General features: G+C 40.9%; 21 protein-coding genes. 6 read left to right on the top strand and 15 right to left on the bottom strand.

The window, feature by feature from the left end; all coding sequences use genetic code 11:
- Nucleotide 1: 1 nt before the first annotated feature.
- From dnaB to mnmA, 5 genes are all read right to left on the bottom strand, one after another.
- Complete coding sequence (gene dnaB / locus K1I94_RS10420; protein ID WP_002894241.1) at nt 2-1,357, bottom strand: replicative DNA helicase; 1,356 nt, start codon at nt 1,355-1,357, stop codon at nt 2-4.
- 26 nt (nt 1,358-1,383) lie between these two features.
- Nucleotides 1,384-1,836: a 50S ribosomal protein L9 gene (rplI, locus tag K1I94_RS10415; RefSeq protein ID WP_002899398.1), complete on the bottom strand. Its 453-nt coding sequence runs from the start codon at nt 1,834-1,836 to the stop codon at nt 1,384-1,386.
- Nucleotides 1,833-3,824 (bottom strand): GGDEF domain-containing protein, encoded by a 1,992-nt coding sequence (locus tag K1I94_RS10410; RefSeq protein WP_457654770.1) that lies wholly within the window; start codon nt 3,822-3,824, stop codon nt 1,833-1,835. Before K1I94_RS10410 ends, rplI begins: the two co-directional genes overlap by 4 nt.
- Before the next feature lie 187 nt (nt 3,825-4,011).
- On the bottom strand, nt 4,012-5,919 hold the full coding sequence (mnmG, locus tag K1I94_RS10405) for a tRNA uridine-5-carboxymethylaminomethyl(34) synthesis enzyme MnmG (protein WP_223315266.1): 1,908 nt from the start codon (nt 5,917-5,919) through the stop codon (nt 4,012-4,014).
- A 137-nt stretch (nt 5,920-6,056) separates the two neighbouring features.
- Nucleotides 6,057-7,202, bottom strand: a complete 1,146-nt coding sequence (gene mnmA, locus K1I94_RS10400) for a tRNA 2-thiouridine(34) synthase MnmA (RefSeq protein WP_223315306.1) — start codon at nt 7,200-7,202, stop codon at nt 6,057-6,059.
- A 274-nt stretch (nt 7,203-7,476) separates the two neighbouring features.
- On the opposite strand from mnmA, the gene sdaAB reads away from it, so the two are divergent.
- Genes sdaAB through K1I94_RS10385 form a run of 3 tightly spaced genes read left to right on the top strand, consistent with a single transcriptional unit; the run spans nt 7,477 to nt 9,728 of the window.
- Nucleotides 7,477-8,148 (top strand): L-serine ammonia-lyase, iron-sulfur-dependent subunit beta, encoded by a 672-nt coding sequence (gene sdaAB, locus K1I94_RS10395; protein WP_223315265.1) that lies wholly within the window; start codon nt 7,477-7,479, stop codon nt 8,146-8,148.
- An 8-nt stretch (nt 8,149-8,156) separates the two neighbouring features.
- On the top strand, nt 8,157-9,029 hold the full coding sequence (sdaAA, locus tag K1I94_RS10390; RefSeq protein ID WP_168956580.1) for an L-serine ammonia-lyase, iron-sulfur-dependent, subunit alpha: 873 nt from the start codon (nt 8,157-8,159) through the stop codon (nt 9,027-9,029).
- Between the two features lie 51 nt (nt 9,030-9,080).
- On the top strand, nt 9,081-9,728 hold the full coding sequence (locus K1I94_RS10385; protein WP_223315264.1) for an HAD family hydrolase: 648 nt from the start codon (nt 9,081-9,083) through the stop codon (nt 9,726-9,728).
- A gap of 132 nt (nt 9,729-9,860) precedes the next feature.
- Here the strand turns inward: K1I94_RS10385 and K1I94_RS10380 are convergent, their stop codons facing one another.
- The 8 genes from K1I94_RS10380 to yfmF form a co-directional block, all read right to left on the bottom strand.
- A complete protein-coding gene (locus tag K1I94_RS10380) occupies nt 9,861-10,451 on the bottom strand; it encodes a LysM peptidoglycan-binding domain-containing protein (RefSeq protein WP_002894257.1) in 591 nt (196 codons plus the stop codon).
- Between the two features lie 210 nt (nt 10,452-10,661).
- Nucleotides 10,662-11,456: an energy-coupling factor transporter transmembrane component T family protein gene (locus K1I94_RS10375; RefSeq protein ID WP_223315263.1), complete on the bottom strand. Its 795-nt coding sequence runs from the start codon at nt 11,454-11,456 to the stop codon at nt 10,662-10,664.
- Entirely contained in the window at nt 11,449-12,288 is an 840-nt protein-coding gene (locus K1I94_RS10370; protein ID WP_223315262.1) for an energy-coupling factor ABC transporter ATP-binding protein, read from the bottom strand. The genes K1I94_RS10375 and K1I94_RS10370 overlap by 8 nt, the downstream gene beginning before the upstream one ends.
- Nucleotides 12,264-13,100 carry an energy-coupling factor ABC transporter ATP-binding protein gene (locus tag K1I94_RS10365; protein ID WP_223315261.1) on the bottom strand — a complete coding sequence of 279 codons (837 nt, stop codon included), beginning with the start codon at nt 13,098-13,100 and terminating at the stop codon, nt 12,264-12,266. Before K1I94_RS10365 ends, K1I94_RS10370 begins: the two co-directional genes overlap by 25 nt.
- Nucleotide 13,101: 1 nt before the next feature.
- Complete coding sequence (gene pgsA, locus K1I94_RS10360) at nt 13,102-13,641, bottom strand: CDP-diacylglycerol--glycerol-3-phosphate 3-phosphatidyltransferase (RefSeq protein ID WP_223315260.1); 540 nt, start codon at nt 13,639-13,641, stop codon at nt 13,102-13,104.
- 16 nt (nt 13,642-13,657) lie between these two features.
- The gene (rodZ, locus tag K1I94_RS10355) at nt 13,658-14,512 is read right to left on the bottom strand and encodes a cytoskeleton protein RodZ (RefSeq protein ID WP_223315259.1); all 855 of its coding nucleotides are present in this window, start codon (nt 14,510-14,512) and stop codon (nt 13,658-13,660) included.
- Nucleotides 14,513-14,545: 33 nt separating this feature from the next.
- Complete coding sequence (yfmH, locus tag K1I94_RS10350) at nt 14,546-15,841, bottom strand: EF-P 5-aminopentanol modification-associated protein YfmH (RefSeq protein WP_223315258.1); 1,296 nt, start codon at nt 15,839-15,841, stop codon at nt 14,546-14,548.
- Nucleotides 15,841-17,088, bottom strand: coding sequence for an EF-P 5-aminopentanol modification-associated protein YfmF (gene yfmF, locus K1I94_RS10345; protein ID WP_317627946.1), 1,248 nt, complete (start codon nt 17,086-17,088; stop codon nt 15,841-15,843). The genes yfmH and yfmF overlap by 1 nt, the downstream gene beginning before the upstream one ends.
- Before the next feature lie 187 nt (nt 17,089-17,275).
- Here yfmF and yaaA point away from each other — a divergent pair, with 187 nt between their 5' ends.
- Both yaaA and recF read left to right on the top strand, forming a co-directional pair.
- Nucleotides 17,276-17,674 (top strand): S4 domain-containing protein YaaA, encoded by a 399-nt coding sequence (gene yaaA / locus K1I94_RS10340; protein ID WP_002894275.1) that lies wholly within the window; start codon nt 17,276-17,278, stop codon nt 17,672-17,674.
- Between the two features lie 2 nt (nt 17,675-17,676).
- Nucleotides 17,677-18,771: a DNA replication/repair protein RecF gene (recF, locus tag K1I94_RS10335; protein ID WP_223315256.1), complete on the top strand. Its 1,095-nt coding sequence runs from the start codon at nt 17,677-17,679 to the stop codon at nt 18,769-18,771.
- A gap of 182 nt (nt 18,772-18,953) precedes the next feature.
- On the opposite strand, the gene guaB is transcribed toward recF, so the two are convergent.
- Both guaB and trpS read right to left on the bottom strand, forming a co-directional pair.
- A complete protein-coding gene (gene guaB, locus K1I94_RS10330) occupies nt 18,954-20,435 on the bottom strand; it encodes an IMP dehydrogenase (RefSeq protein WP_032908038.1) in 1,482 nt (493 codons plus the stop codon).
- 204 nt (nt 20,436-20,639) lie between these two features.
- Entirely contained in the window at nt 20,640-21,665 is a 1,026-nt protein-coding gene (gene trpS, locus K1I94_RS10325; protein ID WP_223315255.1) for a tryptophan--tRNA ligase, read from the bottom strand.
- A 290-nt stretch (nt 21,666-21,955) separates the two neighbouring features.
- Here trpS and K1I94_RS10320 point away from each other — a divergent pair, with 290 nt between their 5' ends.
- On the top strand, nt 21,956-23,578 hold the full coding sequence (locus K1I94_RS10320; protein ID WP_002899531.1) for an ATP-binding cassette domain-containing protein: 1,623 nt from the start codon (nt 21,956-21,958) through the stop codon (nt 23,576-23,578).
- Nucleotide 23,579 lies beyond the last annotated feature (1 nt).

Here is a 23,579-nt window from a genome sequence, read left to right as displayed (position 1 = left end):
TTTATTCGTCCTCTCTTTTGGAAATACTTGAGAATTTATTATACTCTTTCTGGAAAATTAACTCTACTGTACCACGCGCTCCACTCCGGTTTTTCTCGATAATGACTTCAACCTTGTTGTTGGGAATGCCTTCTTCCTCCTCACCAGCCCGATCATAATAATCATCCCGGTAAAGGAAGGCAACGATATCCGCATCCTGCTCAATGGAACCTGATTCCCGAATATCAGACAGTACTGGTCGCTTATCCTGCCGCTGCTCCACACCACGCGAGAGCTGACTCAGCGCAATGACCGGCACCTTGAGCTCTTTAGCCAAGATTTTCAACTGCCGGGAAATTTCCGAAACTTCTTGCTGGCGGTTTTCACGGCCAGTTCCTGTAATCAGCTGCAAATAGTCAATCAAGACCAGGCCTAAATTGCCCGTTTCCTGGGCCAGTTTTCGAGCCCGCGAGCGAATCTCTGTAATCCGAATCCCTGGTGTATCATCAATATAGATACTAGCGTTAGCCAGATTAGCTGTCGCAATGGTATATTTTTGCCACTCTTCATCTGTCAGTTGCCCCGTACGAATGGAATGAGAATTAATCACCCCTTCTGAAGCCAACATCCGGTCCACCAAGCTTTCCGCCCCCATTTCCAGAGAGAAAATGGCCACAGTCTTATCCAGCTTGGTTCCGATATTCTGAGCGATATTAAGGGCAAAGGCCGTCTTTCCGACCGCTGGCCGAGCCGCCAAAATGATTAATTCTTCCTCATGCAGACCAGTCGTCATCTTGTCCAGCTCACGGTAGCCAGTCGCAATCCCAGTGATATCTGATGTCTGCAGAGACCGAGCCTCCAGATTGCCAAAATTAAGGTTCAGCACATCACGGATATTTTTAAAGCCACTGCGGTTGGCAGTTTCACTGACATCAATCAGAGCTTTTTCAGCTCCGGCAATAATTTCCTCTGACAGACGGTCACCATCGTAGGCTTGATTGATAGACTCTGTCAGACGCGAAATCAGCCGCCTTAGAATGGCCTTTTCTGCAACGATTTTAGCATAGTATTCAGCATTGGCAGAGGTTGGCACAGAATTGACCACTTCCACCAAATAGCTGAGACCGCCGATATTCTGCAAGTCACCCTGGCTGTCCAAAATATTGCGAACAGTCGTTGCATCAATGGCATCGCCGCGGTCAGCCAAGTCAATCATAGCCTTGAAAATCAAGCGATTGGCATACTTAAAGAAGTCAGCAGGCTCGATATACTCACGAACAAAGACCAGTTTGCTCTCATCAATGAAAATGGCTCCTAAAACGGACTGCTCCGCTAAAATATCCTGAGGCTGAGCTCGGAGTTCATCAATCTCTGCCATCGGTAAATCCTTCCTTCAAATCACTATTATCCTTCTTTAACCCGCAAACGAATCACCCCAGTTATATCCTGATAAATTTTCACTGGAACATCTATCAGACCAATGGAGCGAATCGGTGAGTCCACCTTAATATGGCGCTTGTCAATTTTAATGCCAAACTGCTTCTGTAGCTCTTCTGCTATTTTCTTGCTGGTAATAGAGCCAAAGGTACGGCCGTCCGGACCAACTTTTTCAGTAAATTCAACAAGAGTATCTTCTTCTGCTAACTTAGCTTTAATAGCTTGAGCTTCTGCCACTAGTTCTGCGTGAGCTTTTTCTTCGGACTTTTGCTTGCCGCGCAGTTCACCAATAGCCTGCGCTGTTGCTTCCTTGGCTAAATTTTTCTTAATCAGAAAATTTTGAGCATAGCCAGTCGGCATTTCCTTGATTTCGCCTTTTTTGCCCTTGCCTTTTACATCTGCTAAAAAAATTACTTTCATCCTTTTTTCTCCTCGTCTATTATTACTTCCTCTTTAATGACTTGGTCCATAATTTCTTGATTCAGCGACTGAAGGACCTCAGAAACTGTTTTGCCTTCAATTTGAGCTGCCGCCAGATTGAAATGACCGCCACCTCCCAGCTTTTCCATAATTCGCTGAACATTGATCTTGCTGCGACTGCGAGCCGAAATAGACACATAGCCTTTGGTATTCTTGCTTACAACAAAAGTGGCTTCAATTCCTGACATAGAGAGCATGGTATCAGCTGCCTTACTGATGACAACTGTATCATAAGTGTTCTCTTCTGGACCAGCTGCTACAATGACATTAGGCAAAATCTTCTTGCCGTTTAAAATCAGCTCATTAATCGCACGATATTCCTCAAAATTCGTAGCAGAAATATCCTGAATCACAACACTGTCACTGCCCCGAGTTCGTAGATAGCTGGCCACATCAAAAGTCCGACTAGTGACTCGAGATGAAAATCCTTTGGTGTCAAGCATGATACCTGCCATGAGAATGCTGGCTTGCATCTTGCTGAGACGGTTCTTTTTAGAATTCTGGAACTGAATCAGCTCCGTTACCAACTCACTGGCACTGCTAGCCCCACTTTCGATATAGGCAATCACAGCATTTTCGGGAAAATCTTCATCACGACGATGGTGGTCGACTACGATAATCTGACTGAATTGATCAAAGAAATCCTTAGACAGCGTCAGAGATATCTTGGAGTGGTCAACCATAATCAAGAGCGAACGATTGGTCACCATATTTACTGCTTCAGAAAGCGGAACCAGATAGTCAGCCCCTTCCTGCTTGAGCTTTGTAATGGACCGCTCAATGTCAGAAGCCATCTGAGACGGATCATAGACCACATAAGCTTTCTCAATGATATTACTAGCAAAGAGCTGCATACCAAGAGAAGACCCCAAGGCATCCATATCCAGATTTTTATGTCCGACTATAAAGACCTGATCCACACTCTTAATCTTATCAGAGATCGCAGTCATCATAGCCCGAGTACGGGTGCGTGTGCGCTTAACAGCTGACGCCGTTCCTCCACCAAAGAAGATTGGATTCATGTTGTCATTATTTTCTTTGACGACAGCTTGATCCCCACCCCGAACTTCAGCTAAGTTGAGGTTAAGCAGGGCGACCCGACCGATTTCATCATGATTGCCATCGCCATAAGAAAAGCCCATACTGAGTGTCAGCGACAGCTCTCGATTTTTAGCTTCCGTCCGGAATTGATCAATGATAGAAAATTTATTTTCCATCAGCTGTTCCAGCACTGTGTAATCCGTAAAAAGATAGAACCGATCCATGCCAACCCGACGGTAAAACATGTGAAACTGCTCAGAAAATTCTGCTACGAAGTTGGCCACAAAGCTATTGATATGACTGATATCTGTGTCTGAAACGACATCTTCCAAATCATCATAATTATCCACAGAGATAATCCCGATCACCGGGCGCGTTGTTACCAGACCAACGGTGGCTTCGTATTCATTGGATGCATCAAAAAAATAAAACACACTGGATGCACGGTCCAAGTAAACCGAATATTTCTTGTCTCCAACAGTAGCATAATGACCAGAGTCTGAATAAGCAGCCTTCATGATATTCTTGAGCATATCAGCATCAAAATCACCATCTTCAGTTGTAAAAATCAGTTCTGCATAGGGATTAAACCACTCTACATCACCATTATCTTCACTGATTTTAATGACACCAACTGGCATCTTATCCAGCAAGGAAGCGAGGCTTCCTTCTGCTTGATGATTGACATAATGAATCTGCTCAATCTCATCTAGCTCGGATACTCTCTGTTGCTGGATAAAAAGCACAATCAAAAGAGCCAGCACAAGCATGAGAGCAGCTAGCATGGCCAAACTATCACCAAAAAGCCTCAGACAGATGGCTAAGATTATAAAGGAAATTAGACCCGCCATCGCCAAGTGAATTGGGGCAAAACGAAATTTTTTCATCATAGACCTCTTATTCCGCCATTTTACCATAAATCCTAGAAAAAAGCGAATTTCTCCCAATAATCAAAGCATTTAACAATGGTAAAGGAAGCGAAAAATAGTCTTTCAAAGTTTACAGCATTGTAAACCTATTGTAAACTTACACAAAAAGGCTGCTTCCCAAAGGAAACTAAGCCTTTTACAAGAGTTACTTCGCTTGATTTTTAGAAATGCTTCTAGACTTGCCTTCTAAGTAAACCATCAAAATAGAAATATCTGCTGGATTGACACCAGAAATACGACTAGCCTGACCAATCGTTTCTGGATTAATTTTCTTGAACTTTTGCCGCGCTTCTGTCGCAATCGAATCAATATCATCCCAGTCAATATTTGCTGGAATCCGCTTCTCTTCCATACGCTTCATCTTTTCAACCTGATCGAGAGCTTTAGAAATATAGCCTTCGTACTTAATCTCTGTTTCAATTAGCTCGATAATCTTTTCATCAAGCTCCTCTGCAGCCGGACCAATGAACTGAACCACATCTTGATAAGACACTTCTGGACGTCTCATAAATTCTTTGGCAGTCACTGCATCCGTCAGAGGCTTAAAGCCAAGCGCTTCTACCTTAGCGTTTGTTTCCTTAACAGGCTTTAGTTTGATAGATTCCAAACGCTTCATCTCATTATCAAATTGATTCTTTTTAATCTCGAAACGAGCCCAGCGCTCATCATCTACCAGACCAATTTCTCGTCCCATCTCTGTCAAACGCATATCGGCATTGTCATGGCGGAGAATCAAACGGTATTCAGCTCGGCTGGTCAAAAGTCGATAGGGTTCTACGGTCCCCTTGGTCACCAAATCATCAATCATGACTCCAATGTAACCATCACTGCGCTTCAAGATTAACTCCGGCTTCCCTTGGATCTTCAAAGCCGCATTAATCCCAGCAATAATCCCTTGACCAGCGGCTTCTTCATAACCAGAAGTTCCATTGGTCTGACCTGCTGTAAAGAGCCCTGAAATTTTCTTAGTTTCCAAGGTTGCCCGTAACTGGTGGGGCATGATCATATCGTACTCAATGGCATAGCCTGTCCGCATCATCTCAGCATTTTCTAGACCCTTGATAGAGTGAACCAAGTCCTTCTGTACATCTTCTGGCAAACTGGTTGACAGCCCCTGTACATAAACCTCTTCTGTATCACGTCCCTCAGGCTCTAAGAAAAGCTGGTGGCGTTCCTTGTCTGCAAAACGGACAATCTTATCCTCTATAGACGGGCAATAGCGTGGCCCCACTCCCTTAACGATACCAGAAAACATAGGAGCCCGATGCAAGTTGTTTTGGATAATTTCATGACTTTCTGCATTGGTATAAGTCAACCAGCAAGGCACTTGATCTTTCACATAGTCCTCATCACGAGACGTGTAAGAGAAATGATTGGCCTTTTCATCACCTGGCTGAATCTCGGTCACATCATAATTGATAGATGACGCCTTGACACGCGGAGGCGTTCCGGTTTTAAAACGACCAATTTCAAAACCTAGATCCCGCAGATTATCAGCTAAAGGAATGGCTGCTAGACTATGGTTAGGACCAGATGAATACTTGAGATCACCAATGATAATTTCTCCCCGCAAGGCTGTTCCAGTCGTAACAATGACGGCTTTAGCTGCATACTCCTGATGGGTTGCTGTCTTAACTCCAATTACTTTACCATCTTCTACCAAGATTTCATTAATCATAGTTTGCCGCAAGGTCAGATTTTCTTGATTTTCGACAGTCTTCCGCATTTCTTTGGAGTAGACTTCCTTATCCGCCTGGGCCCTAAGAGCACGAACTGCAGGGCCTTTGCCGGTATTAAGCATTTTCATCTGGATATAGCTCTTGTCAATATTCTTGGCCATCTCTCCGCCCAAAGCATCTACTTCACGGACGACAATGCCTTTCGCAGAGCCTCCTATAGAGGGATTACAGGGCATAAAAGCCAGCATCTCAATATTGATGGTTGCCAAAAGAACCTTACAACCCATTCGACTAGCAGCCAGCGATGCCTCAACCCCAGCATGTCCTGCTCCAATCACGATAATATCATAACTTTCAGTAAAATTGTTTGACATTTCTTTTTCCTTCATTTTTTCACCAAAAAAGGCCAAATCTCTAGAAGTGCAGGACAAAAAAGCCTGCAACATCCATGAGCTTTGACCATCATAGGTATTGCTTATCTTATTTTAGCAGATTGAGCTGAATTGTCAATCTAAATGTACTGCAAGACTTGACCATTCTTATAAGCTCTGTCAATCAAGCCTCCACCCAGGCACTCATCTCCATCATAGAAGACGACTGCTTGACCTGGAGTAATAGCCCTTTGTGGTTTATCAAAGTTGACAACTGCCTTGTCACCCTTTACAGTAACTGTCACCTTGGAATCCGGCTGACGATAACGGAACTTAGCTGTACATTCTATAGTAAATTCTTCTGGCATTTCTTTTGTGAAATGAACCTGACTAGCGTCAAGGCTGGTTGACATCAAATTGTCATGGTAAAAGCCCTGACCGACATAAAGAATATTTTGGCTGAGATCTTTTCCAACCACAAACCAAGGCTCATTATCACCACCATGTTGTCCACCAATTCCAAGACCACCCCGCTGGCCAATGGTATAATACATCAACCCAGCATGCTGGCCCATATCTCGGCCTTCCAAGGTCATCATGCGACCCGGCTGGGCTGGTAAATATTGACTCAGAAACTCTTTAAAATTCTTCTCACCAATGAAGCAAATACCTGTCGAGTCTTTTTTCTTGGCTGTAGCCAAACCAGCTCTTTCAGCAATTGCTCGAACTTCTGGCTTTTCTAAATGACCCAGAGGAAACATAGTCTTTTGCAGTTGTTCCTGTGATAGTTGACTTAAAAAGTAAGTCTGATCCTTATTGTTGTCCTTGCCACGCAGCATGTGAACCACGCCTTCTTGGTCTCTCTTCACCTGAGCATAGTGACCCGTTGCAACGTAATCTGCACCCAGTGTCAAGGCATAGTCAAGGAAGGCTTTAAACTTGATTTCCTTGTTACACATAACATCTGGATTTGGAGTCCTACCTGCTCGGTATTCCGCCAAGAAGTATTCAAAAACGCGATCCCAGTACTCTTTCTCAAAGTTGACAGAGTAGTAAGGAATGCCAATCTGATCTGCAACAGCAGCTACATCCTTGTAGTCCTCTGTGGCTGTGCAGACACCAAATTCATCTGTGTCGTCCCAGTTTTTCATGAAGATGCCAATCACATCGTAACCTTGCTCTTTCAAGAGCAAAGCAGTTACTGATGAATCGACGCCTCCGCTCATACCAACAACGACACGAGTCTTAGAGTTATCACTCATTGTGTTCTCCCATCTTTTCGTTATTTCACGATTGAAGGTCGTGCTGTGCTTTCAACGATTGAAGGTCGCTTGAGCAAGGCCTATTATAGCACGAAAGGACTAGGAAAACAAATCAGAAATTCAACTAAATTTATTATCTGTAAAGAATATTTACAACGTTGTAAAGTTATTGATTTTCTCGTTTACTTTCCTATCTAACGAAATTTTATAATATCCACTTTTAATTCATTTAAAAAATCAGCAGAAAGCCCTTAACTTTGTTATAATGAAAATAATAAATTAGCCGCAAGGAGAAATCATGACTTCACTAAGATTTCAATCTGTTTTTGATATTATCGGACCCGTTATGATAGGCCCATCAAGCAGTCATACAGCAGGTGCCGTCCGTATCGGAAAAATTGTCTCCTCTATTTTTAACGATGAGCCTACAGAAGTAGAATTCCAGCTCTTTAACTCTTTTGCCAAAACTTACCGAGGTCACGGAACTGACTTGGCTCTTGTAGCAGGGATTTTAGGTATGGATACAGATGATCCAGAGATTCCTAACAGCCTTGAAATTGCCCATAAACGAGGCATCAAGATTGTCTGGACGATTCAAAAGGATAGCAATGCTCCCCACCCTAATACGACAAAGATTACAGTCAAAAATGACCATAAAACAATCAGTGTGACTGGAGTCTCTATCGGTGGCGGCAACATTCAAGTAACAGAGTTGAATGGCTTTTCAGTATCTCTGAGCATGAATACTCCGACCATCATTATCGTCCACCAGGATGTCCCAGGTATGATTGCCCATGTCACCGAAGTTCTGTCACGCTACAATATCAATATAGCTCAGATGAATGTCACCCGTGAGAAGGCTGGGGAAAAAGCGATTATGATTATTGAAGTTGACAGCCGCAGCTGTGAGGAAGCCATCAACGAAATTCGCAATATTCCTCATCTGCATAATGTGAATTTCTTTAAATAGGAGAAAATATGTTTTATTCCATCAAAGAATTGATAGAGCAAGCTGACTTGGATTACCAAGGAAATGTTGCTGAATTGATGATTGCTACTGAGTATGAATTGACTGGTCGTGAAAGAGATGAAGTCCTGCGGTTGATGCATCGCAATCTGGAAGTCATGAAAGCCTCTGTCCTTCTTGGACTCGATGAGAGCAAGTCTCGAAGCGGATTGACTGGTGGAGACGCGGCAAAACTTGACCATTATATCCAGTCAGGAAAGGCTTTATCAGACCACACTGTGCTGACTGCTGCAAAAAATGCTATTGCTGTCAATGAGCATAATGCTAAAATGGGTTTAGTTTGTGCCACACCAACGGCCGGCAGCGCTGGCTGTCTGCCAGCTGTTCTCACATCTGCAATTGAAAAGTTGGGACTCTCAGAAGAAGAACAGCTAAACTTTCTATTAGCTGCAGGCGCTTTTGGCCTAGTCATTGCCAATAATGCTTCAATTTCGGGAGCTGAAGGTGGCTGTCAAGCTGAGGTCGGCTCCGCTTCAGCTATGAGTGCAGCTGCTTTAGTTCTGGCTGCTGGAGGCTCACCTTTTCAAGCTAGTCAAGCTATTTGTTTTGTCATCAAAAACATGCTGGGTTTGATTTGCGATCCAGTAGCTGGTCTGGTCGAAGTGCCTTGTGTCAAGCGAAATGCTATGGGAGCAAGTTACGCCTTTATTGCAGCTGATATGGCTCTTGCGGGAATCGAGTCTAAAATTCCTGTTGACGAAGTCATTGATGCTATGTATCAAGTCGGGTCAAGTCTGCCTACTGCTTTCAGAGAAACAGCTGAAGGCGGTCTAGCTACAACACCTACAGGCCGCAAACTTTCAAAAGAAATCTTTGGAGAATAACCTTGACAAATTTGTCAAGCAGATTTACTAGATAGTAAACAAGGAGACAAGATGAGTAATTTGAAATATATCTTCTTTGATTTGGATGGAACCTTAGTTGACAGTTCAAAGGGCATCCAAAAATCCTTTGAATACAGTTTTAAACAACTTGGAAAAAAGTGCCCTGAAGAAAGTATTATAAAAAGTTTTATGGGCCCTCCTCTGGAAGTAAGCTTCGCTTCTGTTCTTGAAGAAAGGCAAGTTCCAGAAGCAATTAACTATTATCGTAGCTTCTATAAGGAAAAAGGCATCTGGGGCGTTCGCCTCTATGAAGGGATACCAGAATTACTGACACAGTTAAAAGAAGCTGGTTATAAAATTTATGTAACAACTAGTAAAAATCAACCCACAGCACAAGATTTATTAGCAAATCTAGCTATCTCTGACCAATTTGATGATATTTTTGGCTCACTTCCTGATTCGTTCCACAAAGCAGATGTTCTGCGCCGAGCTCTGCGAACACTAGATGCAAATCCAGAAGAAACCATAATCATAGGTGATACAAAGTTTGATATAATTGGCGGTAAAGAAGTAGGAATCTCAACTTTAGGAGTCCTTTGGGGCTTTGGCAGCAAAGAAGTGTTACTAGAAAACGAAGCAGATTTGCTAGCTAATTCTCCCAAGCACATTTTAAAAATATTGAAAGAACACTTTTCATAACTTTACATAGCTGTCAATATAGATAAGATTGTTACCTTTAAATCTTTATCTACACTACCATTTTCTGCTTATAAATTGTCAATTTTTTGTAAACCAAAAAACCACAGAAATCTGTGGTTTTTTATTTCTATCTTAGTAACCCCAAGCTGAAAGTCCTTGAGCGCTATAGGCGCTATAGGCTGATTGGATTTGATCATCAACAGTAGCCGTTGATCCCCAACCTGGCATTGTTTGGAAAAGACCACTTGCACCTGAAGGGTTGTAAGCATCTACTTGACCATTTGATTCACGGGCAATGATAGCTTCCCAAGTTGATGCAGGAACACCTGTCATTTCTGCCATACGTGATGCTGCATAAGAGCCAGTTGCACCAGCAGTATTACCATTGCTAAGTACAAGGCCTCCTGATGTTGCTGCTGAATTAGCTGTTGCTGCAGGTGCTGCATAATTATTTACGGGAGTTGCAGTTGCTGCTACGCTTGTTTCAGACGTTTTGGCACTATTTCCAAGTTCCAAGATTTGACCAACACGGATGTGATTTGGATCTGCGATCTTGTTTAACTCTACTAATTTCTCAAGAGTTGTATTTTTTTCGTTAGCAATAGCTGATAAAGTATCACCGGCTTCAACTGTATAGGTCTCAGCATTTGCAATACCTGAAACCAAGAAAGCCGCTGCAGCGACTGCACCTGTTAAAGTCCATTTTGCTGTTTTTTTGTTCATTAAAATGTAATTCTCCTTTCGGTGATAATACTATCTTACACATAAAATATTACCAAAAAGTTACATTACCAAGTCAAACGTTACAAGAACATTTAGTTTAGACGTTAAAAACAGACTTTTACAGCTTTTTTGCCAAATATTTTCTTTGACCAAGCAAAAAATAGACAAGTTTAACTTATACTATTCTCTAAAAACACTTTAAACAGCAGGTCAGTTTTTCAATATATAAAGTAGAATACCTAATATAAGTAAGCTAATAATAGCCAGGCTGTCATTTCTTTTCCATGCCAAACGGCGAAAACGTGTCCGACCTTCACCTCCATTATAGCCGCGCGCTTCCATGGCAATAGCTAGAGCATCTGCCCTTTTAAAACTGGAAGCAAATAAAGGGATTAGAATGGGAATAATAGATTTAACCTTTTGAACAAGCTTTCCCTCGCCAAAGTCAACACCACGCGCTCTCTGGGCGTTCATAATCCGAGTAGTATCATCCATCAACGTTGGAACGAAACGCAGGCTCATAGAGAGCATCAGGCCAATCTCATGTGCTGGCACCTTGAAAACCCTCAGAGGTTTCAGCAAAGACTCAACCGCATCGGACAAGCTTAAGGGCGTCGTTGTCAGAGTCAGAAGAGTAGAAAAGAAAATAATCAGAATAAAGCGGCTAAAAATAATGCCAGCCTGTGACAGTCCTGCTTCTGTAATTCTGACAAAAGCAAATCGAAAAATTGTAGCGCCTCCTGAAGTCAAAAACAGCTGGAACAAGGTGGTAAAAGCTATGATAAAAACCATGGACTGGATACCCTTTAAAAAGAACTTCAAAGGAACCTTGGACAGCAAGACCAAACTAAAAACGAAAACAAACAGCAGCAGATTGGTCACAAGATTATTAGCCCAGAAAATTAATAGAATAAAAAGAAACATCGCTAGCAACTTGCTCCGCGGATCCAAACGATGAATAATTGAATTTCCGGGAATATAGCGGCCTAGAATCAACTTATCCATGCAAAATCTCCTTGAATTCTTCAATTGTAATAGGATAGTGCGAGAAGGTCATCCCTTTCTCCGCCAATTCGTGAGCAAATTTTGTAATCTTAGGAACACCCAATTGAATACTCTCCATAAAGTCAAGATCCTGAAAGACCTGAGCAGGCTGACCGCTCTTGACTACTCTGCCCTTATCTAAAACATAGACTGTATCAGCAAAGTTGGCTACATCATCCATTAGGTGAGTTACCAAAACAATGGTCATACCGGCTCGATGTAGCTCTTCAAAGAGCCTCATCAGTTCTTTTCGACCGGATGGATCAAGTCCTGCTGTCGGCTCATCCAAAACCAAGATATCGGGCTCCATGGCCAGTATACCAGCGATGGCCACCCTACGCATCTGGCCGCCAGAAAGTTCGAAAGGACTGCGATTGAACAAATCCTCAGAAATCCCGACCAAGTGCAGCTTTTCAAGCGCCAAAGCTTCCGCTTCTTCCTTAGAAACACCAAAATTCTGAGGACCAAAAGCCACATCTTTCAAAACTGTTTCATCAAAAACTTGACTTTCCGGAAATTGAAAGACCAGACCGACCTTCTTGCGCACCTGTTTAATGTCTTTATTGACGGAATCAGCCGTGATGACTGTACTGCCTACTTCAACACTACCCTGATTGGGAACCAGCAAGCCATTTAAAAGCTGAAGAATGGTTGACTTACCGCTGCCAGTATGCCCGATAAGAGCTGTATAACTGCCCGATTTTATCTCCAAATCCACTCCAAAAAGTGCTGGTCCCTCAAAAGGAGTGCCAGCTTGATAAGTATAACTTACATTTTTGAGAGTAATGCCCATAGTTGATCCTGCAATTCTTTTTCTGTTAAGTAAGAGTCTGGCAGAGGAAACCCTGACTGACGCAAAGCCTCCTTTACCTGATTAACAAATGGCTGATCCAATCCTAGCTCTTCCAAATCTTCTCGAGAAAAAAGCTCTCTCGGGGTAGCGGTAGACTCAACCTGACCCTCTTTCATAACCAAAACACGGTCGCTTAAGGCTATTTCATCCAGGTCATGAGTGATAGAAATGACGGTCAGCTGATTACTATCTTTAATTTTTTTCACGGTCTGGATAAGATCCAAACGTCCCTCTGGATCTAGCATACTAGTTGCTTCATCCAAAATAATAATATCCGGTCTCAGAGCTACCACACCTGCAACAGCTACCCGCTGTTTCTGGCCTCCAGAAAGACGAGCTGGTTCACGCTCCTTAAAATTCTGCATGCCGACAAGCTCTAATGCCTGCTGGACTCGCTCTACCATCAGATCATAGTCCAGCCCTTGATTTTCCAAACCAAAGGCTACATCGTCTTCTACAGTTGCACCGACAAACTGATTATCTGGATTTTGGAATACCATGCCAATCTGTCTGCGTTTTTCCCAGACGTTTTCAGCTGTTAGCTTATCGCCTGAGATAATAATATCTCCGCTTTCCGCTTCTAAAAGACCGTCAATCAAACGAACAGTGGTTGATTTTCCACTGCCATTATGACCGACAATAGACAGCCATTCCCCTTTTTTTACTTGAAAGGAGACATCATTTAAAGTGTAATTCTCAGACTCACTATCGTATTTGTACTTAAGATTTCTTACTTCGATGATATTTTCCATATTATTTAAAGGTGTCTTTAAAGAGATAGGCACTTCCCTTGAAGTAGTCATATCCAGAATAAATCGTAAAGATTAAAGCAATGTACAGAAGGATTTGTCCTAAGAGAGTCCAATGAATCAGTAGAAAAATAATAGCAAACATCTGCGTGAAGGTCTTGATTTTACCAGGCATAGCAGCCGCCAAGACTGTACCGCCTGTTTCCACTAGAAGTAAGCGCAGACCTGTTACTGCCAATTCCCGGCAAATAATAATAGCTACAACCCAGGCAGGAGTCATTTTCATCTCGATCAACATGATAAAAGCAGACATCACTAAAAGCTTATCAGCCATGGGATCAGCAAATTTACCAAAATTTGTTACTACTTCCCACTTTCGAGCCAAATAACCATCTAGATAATCAGTTATACTGGCAAAAGCAAAGATAAAAGCTGCCAAGATATGCATAATGGAAGAATGACCGAATGTTAAAATCACAACAAATACAGGGATTAAAGCAATCCTGACAAGAGTTAAGGCATTTGGAATATTTTCTTTTTTCATGGGATTCCCTTCGTTTTTATCCTTTCGTAATGTTCAAACTAATGGTTCCACTATCGCTAGTCAAAGCCGAAGTATCTAGTTTTTGTCCCTCTATCGTCACAGTTGCTCCTTTAACAGGTGCTAACGTTATAAGATACTTATTGCCTGGCTCAAGAGCAACCGTCTGGCTTGATTTTTCAGGAGATAAGGTGATGCCTTCGGCTAGTTCTGAATCGCTTATGCTTACCAAATTGGTCGTTTGCTCCACAGAAACGGTCACTTTGACAGGCTGACGTGCTCCGCTGTACTCAGCAATCAAATTATCTCCGCTTCCACCAACTGTCAACTTGCTAGCCGAGGAAGAAACTGACTTAGAATCAGCCGAAGAAAAGGAACTCATCTGACTATTAGTACTTGTAGAAGGCACCAGACTATAATTGCTGTTAGATGCTTTAAAACTTACCGAATTAGTATGAGCATAGCTCCAGATATAGTATGCCACGAAAGCTGCAATAGCTGAAGCCAATAAGAGAAAATAGAACAAGGGCAGAAAAGAGCTTTTATTTTTATTTTTTCTGCTCCTAAATTCCTCATCTGCTGCCAGTGCCACTTCATCAAAGACAATCATCTCACCAGCTTCGTAAGCCTCCAGAATAATGGATTCATCCAAATCTACAGCCCAAGCATATTTCCGCAAGAAGCTACGGGCATAGAAAGGACTAGGAAGCAAATCATAGTCATTTCGTTCCAGCGCTTCCAGCAAATCCTGCTGGATATCTGTTTTTTTTGACAATTCCTCCAAACTCAGCCCTTGATTAGTCCGGGCAAGCTTCAACACTTCTCCTATTGTTTTTTTTCTCATACGTACTTTTCCCTTATTTCTATTCTTCACTATTTTAACAAAATTTTAAAAACGATTCTGGAATTATTTTGGAAAAATAGTAAAATCTGTCATATCACACTGATCGATAAATCGATGACCTAGTTTTATCACATCATTCAAGCTGATGTCCTGTAAAATTTTCGGCAAATCAAACAGATTCTCACCCGTCAAATGCGGTTCATATTGGGTTGCAATATACTCAAGCGAGTTTAAACCATGCAGAAAATCACCAAACATCTCACTTTTAATCGTATCCAAATGCTCTTCTGTCACATCTGGATCCTTGTCAAAATTCTTGATGGCTGAACGAAATTGATGAGAAAGTCCCACCGGTTCCTGAGTATCCATCGTCAGCATGACAAAGTGAAAATCTTTTTCTACTTCCACTTCCAGCGTTAAAGAATTATCCATTTTCCCACTTTCATAGAGGGATTGGAAACGCTTGGAAGTCCAGCCAAACATCATGGCAAATAAAAGTTTCAAAGTGATTTTATAGCGATACAACTCCGATTCATCAACAAAGTCTGTTCCCCGAATCCCAACTGCCAGTTTTGGACTAGCTACCTCCATTCGGTAGGTGTCCGTTGATACCACTGGGTGAAGACTAACAGGAATTTTTTCAATAGGTTCCGAACTCCCAGCAAAAACTAATTTTTCCTGCTGTTCAGCAATCTCAGCAGCTATCTGTTCCAAATCGAAATTACCAATCACAAACAAAGTCATATTAGAAGGATGATAAAAGTTACTGAAATTTTCCTTCAAATTTTCGACGGTAATCTCAGAGATAGACTCTTTCGTTCCTGCAATGTCTTCTGCCAGAGGTGTTTGAGGATAGAGATTGGCCAAGGCTCCAAAAAAGAGACGATAATCTGGATTATCCTGATACATTTCAATTTCTTGACCGATAATATCCTGTTCCCGCAAAATGGATTCTTTTGTAAAATCAGCCCGATGCACAAGTTCTTGCAAAAGCTGTAGATTTTCTGAAATGTTATCTGTTGCAGAAAATAGATAGCTAGTCCGAGTAAAGCTTGTAAAGGCATTACTCTCAGCACCTAGCTTAGTAAATTCCAGCAGCAAATCCTTTCCCTGCCGGCCTTCAAAAAGCTTATGTTCCAAAAAATGAGCTATTCCAGCCGGATATTGAGTGACCTGCTTGGTTTCACGTGAAACAATCCCTGTATCCACTGAACCAAAATTAGTTGAGATAATCCCATAAGTTTCATTAAAATCATTTTTAGGCAGAAGAAAAACACGTAAACCGTTTGCTAATACTGTCTGATAGACAGTTTCTCCCACTGCTGAATAATTGATTTTTTCTAGCACTTCTCCCTGCATTATTTTCCTTCCATAAAGTAAATAGCTTGTAATTTTAAGAGACCAGCTGCTTTGATAATATCATCCTTACGAACCTGTTCCAAAGCTTCCAGCCAAGCTTCAAGAGATAAGAATTTGTTCCCTAAAACAGAAGCCATATAAGCTCTCTCTAAGATTGTATTCTGTCGATCCTGAGCTAACAATACTGAATTTCTCAGCATTTTCTTGGTTTGATTCAGTTCTTCCTGACTAAAATTCCCACGCTTCAAATCAACAATCTGTCGGTTGATTAAAGCAACTGTTCTGGTCCGATTACTGCGGTCAATACCAGCGTAAATCCGCATCATTCCTGAAAAAATATCAAAATTGCTAGAAATTGTATAAGCCAGCCCTTCCTTTTCACGAAGATTGACAAATAATTTCGAATGGGCAAAGCCACCTAGCAAAGCATTTAAAACGACCAAAGGCAGGTGCTCACTCTCTCCGTACTGAATAGGGAAGTGATAGGCCAACTCAATAATTGACTGATGGACATCTTTCTGCTCCAGTCCTTCTCGTAAAACATTGGAATATTCTTGCTGATAAACTAACTGAAGTTCTTGTTGGCGAGGTGCAAAATTGAAAGATTGAATTTTCTCCCGAACAGCCACTTCATTAAAGTCCCCAATAAAGAAAAAGTCAATCTGATTTTCCTGAAGCATCTCCTGAAAAGCAACAAAACTGCTTGCAGCTGTCTCTTTCTGGATTAATTCAATTGTCCCAACACGAGGCATCTGCATTTCCTCTTCTTCATAAAAGAGTTTGTCTAATTCTCGATGAGCATGATAAAAATGATTCTCAATTTCAGCTTCCAAATCATTCAAGATATTTTTCTTCTCAATTTCAAAAGCAGATTCATCAAAAGCGTCTTGACTTACCAATGGAGAAAACAAGCTGGCTTTCAAAAAATCAAGCATGGCATCTGTCAGGACATTCTTGCGACTCAAAAATTTATCCCGCACAAAAGAAAGATTGATATCTAAATAATGGACCAATCCTCTCCTTGAAAGACTCGTAGAATAATCAGCACCATACAAATTGGCCAAACGCTCCCTGAAGGCCTGCGAAGTAGGATAAACCGCATTGACAGTTTCTAGCATGCTGGCTGTTAAAACCCGACCAGCTACTGTTTCTTTGGACATAGGCGCTGAAAAACGAACCTTAATTTTGTTTGTTTTAAATTTTTCTGATTGAATAAAATGGAGACGAACTCCTTTAGTGATTTCCATGACGCCCCTCATACTGAATAATATAGATTACTATTATATCATGAAATGCCTCTGATTTGTTTGTTCTACCAAGCTTTTTGCTGATTAAAACGTTTTCTGATAACAGGAGAAAATTTCCACTTTTATCCAAAGCACCTCAGCACTTTTTACTAACAAATATGGTATAATGACAGGGTTGAGGTGAAATATGGAATATAAATTATTTGATGACTACATCACGCTACAAGCCCTTTTAAAAGAAACAGGAATTATCCAAAGCGGCGGAGCAATTAAAACATTTCTAAGTGAGTATCCAGTCCTTTTTAACGGTGAGCCAGAAAACCGCCGGGGGAAAAAACTCCGTGTCAATGATAGGATTTCCCTTCCTGAGCAGGGAATTGAAATTAATCTGACAGCTCCTAGTCAAGAAGAAATTCTGCAACACCAGAAAGAAATCGCAGAAAAAAAACGAGTTGCTGAACTTGTCAAAGCCATGAATAAGGATTTAAAAAAATCTCAGACTTCTAAAAAAGAAAAGCGTAAGAATACAGGGATACCTAAAAAGCAGAAAACTACTAAAAGCCCTGTTCGCTTCCCTGGTATCTAATCATGTGGCTGCAATCATTAAAAATCAAGCATTTCCGAAATTATCAGGAAGCTGATATTGACTTCCATCCTGGCTTAAATGTCTTTCTAGGCCAGAACGCACAAGGTAAAACCAATATTTTAGAAGCTGTTTATTTCCTAGCCTTGACAAGAAGCCACCGCACACGTTCAGATAAGGATCTGATTCATTTTACAGAAAATGATCTCCTTGTCTCTGGCATCTTAGAAAAAAAGACTAGTAAAGTTCCTCTTGACATTAACTTGACACCAAAAGGTCGCATCACAAAAGTCAATCACTTGAAACAAAGTAAATTATCAGACTATATTGGAACTATGAATGTTGTTCTTTTTGCTCCTGAAGATTTACAGTTGATTAAAGGTTCTCCCAGTCTACGCCGTAAATTTATAGACATTGAACTTGGACAAATCAAGCCTGTCTATCTGTCAGATTTATCCAATTACAACCATGTCCTCAAACAACGCAATGCCTATCTGAAAGCTAATGACAAAGTTGATGAAACCTTCTTGACTGTCCTTGATGAGCAGCTGGTTGACTATGGCTGTCGTGTAATTAGGCATCGGTTGGATTTTTTGCAAAAGTTAGAAAGCTTTGCCCAAGACAAGCACTGGGACATCTCTCAAAATTTGGAAGAATTGACTGTCAAGTATCTGTCATCTATTTCTTTACACCAAATTGACAATTTAGAAGAAACTTACCGCTCTTCCTTAATAAGCAGCCGTAAACGCGACCTATTCAAAAAAAATACAGGTGTTGGTCCTCATCGTGACGATATTGCTTTTTTTATCAACCAGATGGATGCCAACTTTGGTAGCCAAGGTCAGCATCGCAGTCTTGTTTTATCACTGAAACTAGCTGAAATCAAGTTAATAGAAAGCATTACGAAGGAAACGCCTATTTTGTTGCTTGACGATGTAATGAGCGAACTTGACAATAACCGTCAACTAAAATTATTAGAAACTATCTCTCAGGATATTCAAACTTTCATTACTACAACAACTTTAGAACATTTAAAAAATCTTCCACAAGATATAAAAATTTTCACCATCCAGCAAGGACAAATTGTATCTCAATCCTAGCATTACACAAACTTTACGTTTTTGTAAATTTCATTTACAAAATATTGCTTATAGTGTAAACGAATTATATCGAATTGTTGTTAGAACAACTTTTATAGCCTTTTGATTTGTAAATATATATCAATTTAAATCGTAAATTTAAAACGAGGTTAGGAAAAATTCCCGACCTCGTTTTATTTTTTTTATTGAACTGAATAGTTAGGGGCTTCATTTGTGATTTGTACATCATGAGGGTGGCTTTCCTTTAATCCAGCGCCACTCATCTCAATAAACTGAGCATTATCGTGAAGTTCTTGCAGATTTGCAGCACCAACATAGCCCATTCCAGAGCGGATACCACCCAGCATCTGGAAGACAATATCTGCAGCAGCTCCCTTATACGCCACACGGCCTTCAATTCCTTCTGGAACTAGTTTATTAGCTTCATTAACAGACCCTTGGAAGTAACGGTCACTAGAGCCCTTCTTCATAGCAGCGATGGATCCCATACCACGGTAAGTCTTAAATTTCCGACCTTGGAAGATTTCCGTCTCGCCTGGCGCTTCGTCTGTTCCTGCAAACATTGAACCTAACATAACAGCATTTCCGCCTGCAGCCAAAGCCTTGACAATATCTCCAGAATACTTAATTCCACCATCAGCAATGATGGTTTTTCCATATTCACGTGCCACAGCAGCCGCATCATAAATAGCAGTTACTTGAGGAACACCAACACCAGCAATGACACGGGTTGTACAGATAGAACCAGGACCAATTCCGACCTTAACAACATCCACACCTGCATCAAAAAGTGCACGCGCACCCTCAGCAGTTGCAATATTTCCAGCAATCAAGGTGCGATCAGGGAAATGAGCACGAATCTCAGCAATCTTGCGCAAAACTCCAGCTGAGTGGCCATGAGCAGTATCAATAACAATCGCATCTGCACCCGCTTCAAAGAGAGCTTCTGCACGTTCGAAAGTATCTGAAGTAACACCGACAGCACCAGCGACCAAAAGACGACCAAACTCATCTTTAGCAGCATTTGGAAACTCAATAACCTTTTCAATATCTTTAATGGTAATCAAACCCGAAAGACAGCCCTTATCATCAACCAAAGGCAACTTTTCAATCCGGTGTTCTTGCAAAATACGCTCTGCAGTTCCCAAATCTGTTCCAACAGGCGCCGTTACAAGATTCTCACTGGTCATATGGCGAGAAATAGGTTGGTCATAGTCAGAAATAAAACGCAAATCACGATTAGTTAGAATCCCTACTAACTTACGATTTTCAAGAGTTTCTACAACAGGAACACCACTGATGCGGTAACGTCCCATTAGCTCATCTGCTTCAGCAATCGTATGCTCTGGCGTTAGGAAAAAAGGATCAATAATAACGCCATTCTCAGAACGTTTAACCTTTCGAACTTCATCGGCCTGTTGCTCAATAGACATATTTTTGTGGATAACTCCAAGACCGCCAGCACGGGCAATAGCGATAGCCATCTGACTCTCTGTAACAGTGTCCATAGCGGCAGTAATGATTGGGATATTCAAGGTCAAATTCTCAGCAAGCTTGGTACTTAGATCAGCATCATTGGGCAGTACATGGCTTTCAGCTGGAATCAGCAGCACATCATCAAAGGTAAAACCTTTTTTCAAAAATTTAGTGTCCCAGTTAGACATCCACAGTTTCCTCTTTTCCTTCTTATTTGAACTAATACCCAAAGAAAATTGAAGTTCAGTTTTCTTTGAATAAGAGCTGTTTTTTTGTTGTTAATATCATACCATTCTATAGGAAATTGTCAATCATTATTACACAAAAAATAAAAACCATCATTTTTTAAACTAAAAACGATAGTTTTTGTGATTCATAATCAATAATGTTCGTTATTTAAAATAATTAATCCCCATCGCAGACTTCACTTCCGAAAGAGTCTGAGCGGCAGTCTGACGTGCCTTATCGCATCCTTCTTGCAGCATTTGATAGACCTGTCCCATGTCTTTAGCAAACTCCACACGACGCTCACGAATCGGACCTAACTCTCGCTCTAAAATTTCTAACAGATAGCGTTTGGTTTTGACATCTCCCAGACCACCTCTTTGATAATGGTCTTTCATTTCAGCAATATCAGCAGCATCTTCTGGGCGACCAAAAACATCCAGATAGTGAAAGACCATATTTCCCTCAACTTTTCCAGGATCTTCCACTCTGATATGATTAGGATCTGTATACATGCTCATGACTTTCTTTTGCAGAATATCCATATCATCTGCCAAATAAATGCCGTTATTGAGAGACTTAGACATCTTAGCATTGCCATCCAATCCAGGCAAACGTCCAGCTGCTTCATTTTCAGGATAAATCCCTTCCGGTTCTACCAAAACATCTGTCTGATAAGCATGGTTAAAGGAACGGACAATCTCCCTAGTCTGTTCAATCATAGGCTTTTGATCATGGCCTACTGGTACATAATTAGCCTTGAAAGCAGTGATGTCTGCAGCTTGAGAAATCGGATAAACTAAAAATCCAGTTGGCAAACTTTCCCCAAAACCTTTTTGTGCAATCTCAGTCTTGACAGTAGGATTACGCTCTAAACGAGCCAATGACACCAAATTCATGTAATACATTGACAACTCTGCCAACTCAGGAATCTGACTTTGAATAAAAATAGTCACCTTTTCAGGATCCAATCCAGCTGCTAGATAATCTAAAGCTACATTACCAATAGACTCAACAATTTTCTGAGGATCCTTTGCATGATCTGTCAAAGCTTGCTGATCAGCCAAAAATACGAACATCTCATATTTACCCTGATCCTGCAAAAGCACGCGGTTCCGTAAACTTCCTACATAATGACCAATATGCAATTTTCCTGTCGGACGATCTCCTGTTAAAATAATTGGTTTAGTCATTTATTACTCCTCAATTTATAATGAGTTCATTATATCATTTTCAATGAAAATGAGAAAGAAGTTTCTAGAAAAAAGCGAAAATTCCAGTTTTTATAGCTTAATTGACATCCCTTTACAATATTTGTAAACTTAATTGACAAACTATTCTGGCTGTAAATCCTAAAAGTCTTAGTTCATTCTATTCTCCTTTTTTCTTTTTGCTCAGGTTTTTAGTTTTTATCTCAGAATTATTTGAAAAAAGTTCTGTTTTCTAGTAAAATGAAGAAGATTATATATATAGGAGAAAGACATTGCTTACAGTATCAGATGTATCACTGCGTTTCAGTGACCGAAAATTGTTTGATGAAGTCAACATCAAATTTACAGAAGGAAATACTTATGGATTGATTGGAGCTAACGGCGCTGGAAAATCAACCTTTTTAAAAATTTTAGCTGGCGATATCGAGCCAACAACAGGCCACATTTCTCTAGGACCAAATGAACGTCTTTCAGTCCTTCGCCAGAACCACTTTGACTATGAAGAAGAACGGGCTATTGATGTTGTAATCATGGGAAATGAGCATCTCTACAACATCATGAAAGAAAAAGATGCTATTTATATGAAGCCTGATTTTTCTGATGAAGATGGTGTACGTGCGGCCGAGCTTGAGGGTGAGTTTGCTGAACTAGGTGGCTGGGAAGCTGAAAGTGAAGCCTCTCAATTATTGCAAAACCTCAATATTCCGGAAGATCTTCACTACCAAAATATGAGCGAGCTCTCTAACGGAGACAAGGTCAAAGTACTCTTAGCCAAAGCCCTTTTTGGTAAACCTGATGTCTTACTTCTGGACGAGCCAACTAACGGTTTGGATATTCAGTCTATTACTTGGCTGGAAGACTTTCTTATCGATTTTGACAATACAGTTATTGTTGTATCCCACGACCGTCACTTTTTAAATAAAGTCTGCACTCATATGGCCGACCTTGACTTTGGAAAAATCAAGCTCTATGTCGGAAACTATGATTTCTGGAAAGAATCCAGTGAACTAGCGGCTAAGCTTCTAGCTGACCGAAATGCCAAAGCAGAAGAAAAAATCAAGCAACTTCAAGAATTTGTTGCTCGCTTTTCTGCCAATGCTTCAAAATCAAAACAAGCAACTTCTCGTAAAAAGATGCTTGACAAGATTGAGTTAGAAGAAATTGTTCCATCTAGCCGTAAATACCCATTTATCAGCTTCAAAGCAGAACGTGAGATCGGTAATGATCTCTTGACAGTGGAAAACCTTTCTGTCAAGATAGACGGAGAAACTATTCTTGATAATATTAACTTCATTTTACGTCCTGGCGATAAAACAGCTTTGATTGGTCAAAACGACATCCAAACAACAGCTTTAATTCGTGCTTTAATGGGTGATATTGAGTATGAAGGAACTGTCAAGTGGGGTGTCACAACCAGTCAATCTTACCTACCAAAAGATAATTCTCGTGACTTCGCTAGTGGTGAATCAATCCTTGACTGGCTGCGTCAATTTGCTAGCAAAGAAGAGGATGACAACACCTTCCTTCGAGGATTCCTTGGGCGCATGCTTTTCTCTGGAGATGAGGTTAACAAGTCTGTCAATGTCTTGTCAGGTGGAGAAAAAGTTCGGGTTATGCTATCTAAGTTAATGTTGCTTAAATCCAACGTTTTAGTCTTGGACGATCCAACTAATCACTTAGATTTGGAATCAATCTCCAGCTTAAATGATGGATTGAAAAACTTCAAAGGATCCATTATTTTTGCCAGTCACGACCATGAATTTATTCAAACATTGGCTAACCATATCATTGTCTTATCTAAAAACGGTGTCATTGATCGCATTGACGAAACCTATGATGAATTCTTGGAAAATCAAGAAGTTCAGGCAAAAGTCAAGGAACTTTGGAAAGATTAAT

The organism is Streptococcus sanguinis, from assembly GCF_019929145.1.
Classification (GTDB): Bacteria; Bacillota; Bacilli; order Lactobacillales; family Streptococcaceae; genus Streptococcus; species Streptococcus sanguinis_U.
This window is presented reverse-complemented; position numbering and strand designations above follow the sequence as displayed.

Excerpts from the sequence above, each read along its gene's own strand:
- K1I94_RS10370 (WP_223315262.1), bottom strand. The coding sequence starts at position 12,288 with ATGGGCATTACTCTCAAAAATGTAAGTTATACTTATCAAGCTGGCACT.
- yaaA (WP_002894275.1), top strand. The coding sequence starts at position 17,276 with ATGGAATATAAATTATTTGATGACTACATCACGCTACAAGCCCTTTTA.
- rplI (WP_002899398.1), bottom strand. The coding sequence starts at position 1,836 with ATGAAAGTAATTTTTTTAGCAGATGTAAAAGGCAAGGGCAAAAAAGGC.
- guaB (WP_032908038.1), bottom strand. The coding sequence starts at position 20,435 with ATGTCTAACTGGGACACTAAATTTTTGAAAAAAGGTTTTACCTTTGAT.
- sdaAA (WP_168956580.1), top strand. The coding sequence starts at position 8,157 with ATGTTTTATTCCATCAAAGAATTGATAGAGCAAGCTGACTTGGATTAC.
- pgsA (WP_223315260.1), bottom strand. The coding sequence starts at position 13,641 with ATGAAAAAAGAAAATATTCCAAATGCCTTAACTCTTGTCAGGATTGCT.
- mnmG (WP_223315266.1), bottom strand. The coding sequence starts at position 5,919 with ATGTCAAACAATTTTACTGAAAGTTATGATATTATCGTGATTGGAGCA.
- K1I94_RS10380 (WP_002894257.1), bottom strand. The coding sequence starts at position 10,451 with ATGAACAAAAAAACAGCAAAATGGACTTTAACAGGTGCAGTCGCTGCA.
- dnaB (WP_002894241.1), bottom strand. The coding sequence starts at position 1,357 with ATGGCAGAGATTGATGAACTCCGAGCTCAGCCTCAGGATATTTTAGCG.
- K1I94_RS10365 (WP_223315261.1), bottom strand. The coding sequence starts at position 13,100 with ATGGAAAATATCATCGAAGTAAGAAATCTTAAGTACAAATACGATAGT.
- yfmF (WP_317627946.1), bottom strand. The coding sequence starts at position 17,088 with ATGGAAATCACTAAAGGAGTTCGTCTCCATTTTATTCAATCAGAAAAA.
- trpS (WP_223315255.1), bottom strand. The coding sequence starts at position 21,665 with ATGACTAAACCAATTATTTTAACAGGAGATCGTCCGACAGGAAAATTG.
- K1I94_RS10410 (WP_457654770.1), bottom strand. The coding sequence starts at position 3,824 with ATGAAAAAATTTCGTTTTGCCCCAATTCACTTGGCGATGGCGGGTCTA.
- K1I94_RS10385 (WP_223315264.1), top strand. The coding sequence starts at position 9,081 with ATGAGTAATTTGAAATATATCTTCTTTGATTTGGATGGAACCTTAGTT.
- yfmH (WP_223315258.1), bottom strand. The coding sequence starts at position 15,841 with ATGCAGGGAGAAGTGCTAGAAAAAATCAATTATTCAGCAGTGGGAGAA.
- sdaAB (WP_223315265.1), top strand. The coding sequence starts at position 7,477 with ATGACTTCACTAAGATTTCAATCTGTTTTTGATATTATCGGACCCGTT.
- K1I94_RS10375 (WP_223315263.1), bottom strand. The coding sequence starts at position 11,456 with ATGGATAAGTTGATTCTAGGCCGCTATATTCCCGGAAATTCAATTATT.
- recF (WP_223315256.1), top strand. The coding sequence starts at position 17,677 with ATGTGGCTGCAATCATTAAAAATCAAGCATTTCCGAAATTATCAGGAA.